Below are 5,575 nucleotides of genomic sequence, written 5' to 3' on the forward strand. Positions count from 1 at the left end.
TGGTGGAGCTGCTGGCCGACTGCTGCGCGAGGGCCTCGGACCTCGACCTGGACCGGCTGGGGAGCACGTGCTACCAGCTCCAGGACGCGGCGCGCTGGGAGTCGGGGGAAACCTGCGCGCAGGCGGAGTTCGAGTTGCTGCGGCATGCGGCGCGGGTGGCGGCGCGTCCGGGGCACGTGCTCCTCGTTCAGTCTCTGCAGCGGGCATTCCTGGGAGGAGCCGCCCAACTGCTGCCGCTCATGGGCGGAGAGGCGCTGCGCGAGTGGGCCTTCCGCGCGATGGCGATTCTGAACGAGCGCGACGTGCAGGCACTTCAGCATGAGCTGCCAGCGCTGCTGAAGGCGCGCGATGAGCGCGTGCTGAACGCATTCGCCCCCGCGCCCCAGGAACCTGCGTCCCCCGAGGCCCCATGCGCCCACGAGGGTGCACCAGTCACTCATCAGAACGACGCTTTGGGGACACACCTCGGCATCGAGGAGGGTGACGTCGGTCGCCCTGGGCCAGCCATCGCGCAGGACGAGATGCTGCGGGCACAACCCGGCATCGCGGAGGGGGACGTCGGTTGCTTTACGTCCGGCTCCGAGCAGGACGATGCGCCGGAGGCATGTCCCTGCTTTGAAGAGGGCGGACCTGGCCGCCTGACGTCATCCGTTGAGCAGGACAATGCACTTGAGGTGTGCCTCCTCGTGGATGCGCGTGACCCCGGTTGCTGTGTCGCTCCAACCGCCGAGGCTCTTGGGGTTGTACCTCGCCCCGATGGCGAGTCCTTCCCCTTGGAGTCGGACAGTGGGGCACTGTTGCCTCCAGCCGCCCCAACGTTCGTGCCCTGTGGTCAGGGTGGAGAGTGCGTCAGTAGGAATGTGATGGACGCGGTCTTGGGAAGCCTGCCCGACTGTCGAACAGGTTTTGTCGCCGTGTCTCAGGAAGGGGCCCCCAGCAATCCGAGGCTCCACCCACCGGCTTCTTCGGACTCATCCGCGTGGCGGTTCGCAAGGTGGGCGAGCCGCTTCATGGACTCCAGGGCTCATTGGGGCCGGTGGGCTGCTCGCCTCTGGGGCTCCATGGTTCGTTCACTGGGACCAGATGCTTCGTGAGCGACGACAGCCCATCGCGTCCGCTGTCTCCTGAAGTTCGCGCATGCCATCCCCTGAGATGGCATGCGGAGGTACCGACGAACTTCTGGCGACCTGATCAGGCCCGGACCAGCTCGATGGGGCTTCCTTCGGGGACGTGCTTCATCGCCACGGAGTTCATGCAGTAGCGCAGCCCCGTGGGCGGCGGGCCGTCCGGGAACACGTGACCCAGGTGGCCGTCGCAGCGCGCGCAGCGGACCTCGGTGCGAATCATTCCGTGCGACACGTCGCGGATCTCCGTGACGGAGTCCTCCGACAGCGTCTGGGTGAAGGACGGCCAGCCCGTGCCGGACTCGAACTTTGTCCCGGCCTTGAACAGCGGGTTGTTGCAGCCCGCGCACACGTAGGTACCCGGCGTCTTGGTGCCGAGGAAACAGCCGCTCCCCGGGTACTCGGTGCCGTGCTGCCGCAGCACCTGGAATTCCTCGGGGGTGAGGCGCTTGCGCCATTCTTCGTTGGAAAGATTGAGCTTGTCCGCCATGGGTCCTCCTCCACGTTTCGGGCCTGGAGCCCGGAGCACGGCCTTGGATGCACCGTGGGCCTTTGCGTCGCACCCTATACCAGGCAGGCAGCAGGGCGGCCGGCCGCCTTGTTCTCTACCGCACGGCACGGCAGGCCCTGCGGACCAGGGCTTGGAGCACCGTGCTTCGGTTGTACTCCTCCCGGACGCGGTGCGCGCCACGAGGAGGCCTGCTGATGCGGATTTCAGAGCTGATGCACAGAGACGTGAAGACCATCGACGCGAATGAATGCCTGCGCTCCGCCGCCGAGCGGTTGGACAGCGCCAGCCTGGGCGCGCTGCCCGTCACGGAGCACGGCCAGGTGGTGGGCCTGCTCACTGACTCGGAGCTCTCCTTGTGCTCCACCGTCCACGGGCACGACCCCGACGTCACCACTGTGCGGGAGGCGATGACGGCGCCGCTCGTTACCTGCTCGGAGGACGAGCCGCTGGAGGCCGGCGAGCGGCTGATGGAGGAGCATCACCTGAACCGGCTGGTGGTCGTGGACGCGGACCACCACGCGGTGGGGCTCCTCCGCCTGGACGACGTCGCCTCCGAGTCCCTCACGCTGCTGCGGCCCGGCGAGCCGCTGGAATACTTGAGCCTCTACTCCTGACCACAAGAAGGCCCGGCGCCCCCTTCGCAAGCTGGAAGGGAGCACCGGGCCGGTGTTTCATGTCCTGACGCTCAGCCCACCACGGCCGGTTGGCACGCGGAGGACAGCCACGCCACGGCGTCATCCCAGGGCAGGTCGCGCTGGGAACCGTCGCGCTGGCGCAAGCGGACACCCTTCGACTCCACCTCGCGGCCACCCACCACCGCGAGGAACGGCACGCCGTCCTCGTGCGAGCCCAGGACCTTCTTCGACAGCGACTCGTCCCGCACGTCCGCCCGCGCGCGGCAGCCGGCCTGCCGCAGCCGCGCAGCCAGTCCCTCCGCGTACGCGGCGGCCCCCGCTCCCACGGAGGCCACCACCACCTGCTCGGGCGCGAGCCACGCCGGTAGCGCGCCCCCGTGGTGCTCCAGCAGCACGCCGATGAAGCGCTCCAGGCTGCCGAACAGCGCGCGGTGAAGCATCACCGGACGCAGGCGCTCTCCGGACGCGCCGACGTAGTGCAGGTCGAAGCGCTCCGGCAGCACCAGGTCCAGTTGGATCGTGCCGCACTGCCACGCACGGCCCAGCCGGTCCTTCAGCACGAACTCCAGCTTGGGCCCGTAGAAGGCGCCCTCGCCGGGCTGGTCCTCGTACTGGAGGCCCGCCTGCTTCGCCGCGGACTGGAGCCACGCCTCCGCCTGGTCCCACAGCGCGTCACCGCCGGCACGCATCGCCGGACGGCTGGAGAAGGCCACCTGCACGTCGTCGAAGCCGAAGCCCGCGTAGAACGCCTTGAGCGAGCGCACGAAGCGGACCACTTCCGCCTCCACCTGCTCCGCCGCGCAGAAGATGTGGCCGTCGTCCTGCGTGAACTGGCGCAGGCGGAACAGCCCATGCAGCGCGCCGCTGGGCTCGCTGCGGTGCACCAGCCCGAACTCCCCCAGTCGCAGGGGCAGGTCGCGGTGGCTGGGCGCCATGCGCTGGACGATCTGGATGTGGCCCGGGCAGCTCACCGGCTTCAACGCCAGCTGCCGGTCGCCTTCCACCATGCAGAACATGTTCTGGCGGAAGTTCTCCCAGTGGCCGCTCTGCTCCCAGAGTGGCTGGGAGCACAGCTGCGGCGTACGGACTTCGCGGTAGCCCTCTTCGAGCATGCGCTGGCGGACGTGCTCCTCCAGCAGCCGGTACAACCTCAGTCCGCGTGGGTGCCAGAACACCATGCCCGGGGCCTCCTCCTGCATGTGGAAGAGGTCCAGACGCTGGCCCAGCGCGCGGTGGTCTTGTTCATCAAGCATTGTCGTCTCCGTGTGTCGGTCGGGATGAAGCAGCCGGGGCCGGACACGGGGCGTGTGAGGTTGCACGGTCGCCCCGGCCGGAACTCGGCGGGGCGGGAAACCGTGCGCTCGTCAGGACACCGACACGCGCACCGCACCCACGCCCGCCGAAGCGGTGGTGGTCGTGGTCGCGGTGGTGTTGATGACGAGGTTCACGGGACAAGAAGTGCTCCCGAGCGCACGGAAAGTCAAGTCGTGCGCCGGGACGGGGTGCGTCAGCCCAAGAGGGCCAGCAGGCCGGCGAGGCCCACGAAGAGGTAGAAGAGCGACTCGCCCGCGATGAGGCCTCCGCCCACCAGCGACATGGTGCTCATGTCCTCCGGCAGCACCGCCTCGCCCGGAGCGGGCTCGCGCCGGAAGCGCTTGGACACGGTGTTGAAGAGGGACGTGAGGATGCCGCCCGCGCCGAACCAGATGGTCGCCGGCAGCGCGATGAAGCCGCCGAACGCGGTCGCGTAGGGGCTGGCCAGCACCAGCGAGTCCATCGCCCAGCCCACGCCGAACCCCGTGCGCGAACCCTGCACGTAGCGCAGGTAGGCGGGGTGGCGGCGGACCACCTTGCGGATGACCTCCAGCGTGAAGCCGATGGACAGGCCCACGAGCAGCGCCGTCACCTTGTGCGCCGACAGCGTGCCCAGGTCGCGGATGGCGCCCACGAACTTGTACGTCATCGCGGAGCCCCACTGGCCCACCTTCACGTCCGGGTGATCCAACTGGTTGACGGACAGCACCGGGTACGCGCCCATGAACACGCGCGCCAGCACCACGCACAGCACCGCGCCCATGAAGATGCCCAGCACCTGGTAGCGGAACTGCACCACGCGGTTGGTTCCAAGGCGCCACCCGGTGGAGCGGTCCTGCTGCATGTCGCAGCCCACCGACGTGGAGATGAGCAGGATGGAGGACGCCATCAGCCCCACCAGCGGATCCTTCAGGCCGAGCAACGACATCAGCAGCACCGACATCACGAAGGCGCTGGAGATGGGGTTGTTGTCGCTGATGCCGTAGGCGATGCCGTTGATGAGCACGAACAGGAGCGACAGCGCGAGCCCGAAGATGATGAAGCCCGCGGGCTGGTGCAGCACCTGCGTGGCCACCACGACGACGGCCGCGCCCCAGCCCACCACCCAGGCGATGAGCCGGGGCACGTTGACCTTCTTCCACGCGGGCTCGGTGTCCGCGGGAGCCTGCGCGCGGCCCCGGATGCGGTCCACCGCCTGCACCGCGAGCAGCGCCAGGTCCACCAGCGCCGCGCCGCAGATCATCGCCAGCGAGATGAGGAAGCCAATCTTCCGGTACGGATCACTCGGCCCCAACCACCCGATGCTCCGCAGATAGGGCGTGATGGCATAGCCGGTGATTCCCATGAGCATGGCGGGCACGGTGATGCGGCTGCCCACCACCATGCCGGCGCCCACCGTGGAGCTGCTCACGCTCAGCGCGGCGACCGCGGCCACCTTCTCCGTGAGCCACGCGGCCAGGATGCCCAGGCCGGTGCCGCCGCCCAGCTTCGCGATGGAGGCCTTGAGCAGGCGCTTGTCCGTGAGCGCTCGCAGGATGTTGGCCACCGCGTAGCCGGACGGGTAGTCCAACTGGAGCCGGTCCACGAGCAGCGGCGTGTAGAGCATGCCCACGCCCACGCCGAACATGCCCACGCACCCCACGAAGAGCATCAGCTGCCACGCGGGCGGCTGGGGCATGCCCAGCCACACCATGGATTGGATCAGCACGGACATGGCGCACAGCGAGGCCACCGACGCGGCCATCGTCTGCATGTAGTTGGCGCCGTGCTTGCCCTCCGCGCCGTAGCCGTAGGTGACGACGCTGCCGAGGATGCCGGACAGCACCTGACTGGCGACGAAGAAGCCCAGGCTGAAGTTCATGTACGACGCGGCCACACCGCCCAGCGGGCCCAGGAAGAAGATGGCCACCGACGCGAGCAGCAGGTGGTACTTCCACGTGCCCACCGCGGGGAGGAAGCGGAAGCGCGGCGTAACGGCTTCGGGCACGGAG

The 5,575-nt window shown here is 68.8% G+C and carries 5 protein-coding genes; 1 reads left to right on the top strand and 4 read right to left on the bottom strand.

The window, feature by feature from the left end; translation table 11 throughout:
• Both D7V77_RS46095 and msrB read right to left on the bottom strand, forming a co-directional pair.
• A partial coding sequence (locus D7V77_RS46095; protein ID WP_368666241.1) for a hypothetical protein occupies window positions 1–440 on the bottom strand: 440 nt, incomplete at its 3' end.
• A gap of 751 nt (window positions 441–1,191) precedes the next feature.
• The gene (gene msrB / locus D7V77_RS39580) at window positions 1,192–1,614 is read right to left on the bottom strand and encodes a peptide-methionine (R)-S-oxide reductase MsrB (protein ID WP_120581381.1); all 423 of its coding nucleotides are present in this window, start codon (window positions 1,612–1,614) and stop codon (window positions 1,192–1,194) included.
• Between the two features lie 215 nt (window positions 1,615–1,829).
• On the opposite strand from msrB, the gene D7V77_RS39585 reads away from it, so the two are divergent.
• A complete protein-coding gene (locus tag D7V77_RS39585) occupies window positions 1,830–2,249 on the top strand; it encodes a CBS domain-containing protein (RefSeq protein ID WP_120581382.1) in 420 nt (139 codons plus the stop codon).
• Between the two features lie 71 nt (window positions 2,250–2,320).
• On the opposite strand, the gene thrS is transcribed toward D7V77_RS39585, so the two are convergent.
• Window positions 2,321–3,523 carry a threonine--tRNA ligase gene (thrS, locus tag D7V77_RS39590; protein ID WP_120581383.1) on the bottom strand — a complete coding sequence of 401 codons (1,203 nt, stop codon included), beginning with the start codon at window positions 3,521–3,523 and terminating at the stop codon, window positions 2,321–2,323.
• A gap of 254 nt (window positions 3,524–3,777) precedes the next feature.
• Entirely contained in the window at window positions 3,778–5,571 is a 1,794-nt protein-coding gene (locus D7V77_RS39595; RefSeq protein WP_120581384.1) for an OPT/YSL family transporter, read from the bottom strand.
• Window positions 5,572–5,575 lie beyond the last annotated feature (4 nt).

It is taken from the genome of Corallococcus sp. CA041A, from assembly GCF_003612075.1.
Taxonomy (GTDB): Bacteria; Myxococcota; Myxococcia; order Myxococcales; family Myxococcaceae; genus Corallococcus; species Corallococcus exiguus.

Coding starts and splice junctions, on each gene's coding strand:
- msrB (WP_120581381.1), bottom strand. CDS start 1,614: ATGGCGGACAAGCTCAATCTTTCCAACGAAGAATGGCGCAAGCGCCTC.
- thrS (WP_120581383.1), bottom strand. CDS start 3,523: ATGCTTGATGAACAAGACCACCGCGCGCTGGGCCAGCGTCTGGACCTC.
- D7V77_RS39585 (WP_120581382.1), top strand. CDS start 1,830: ATGCGGATTTCAGAGCTGATGCACAGAGACGTGAAGACCATCGACGCG.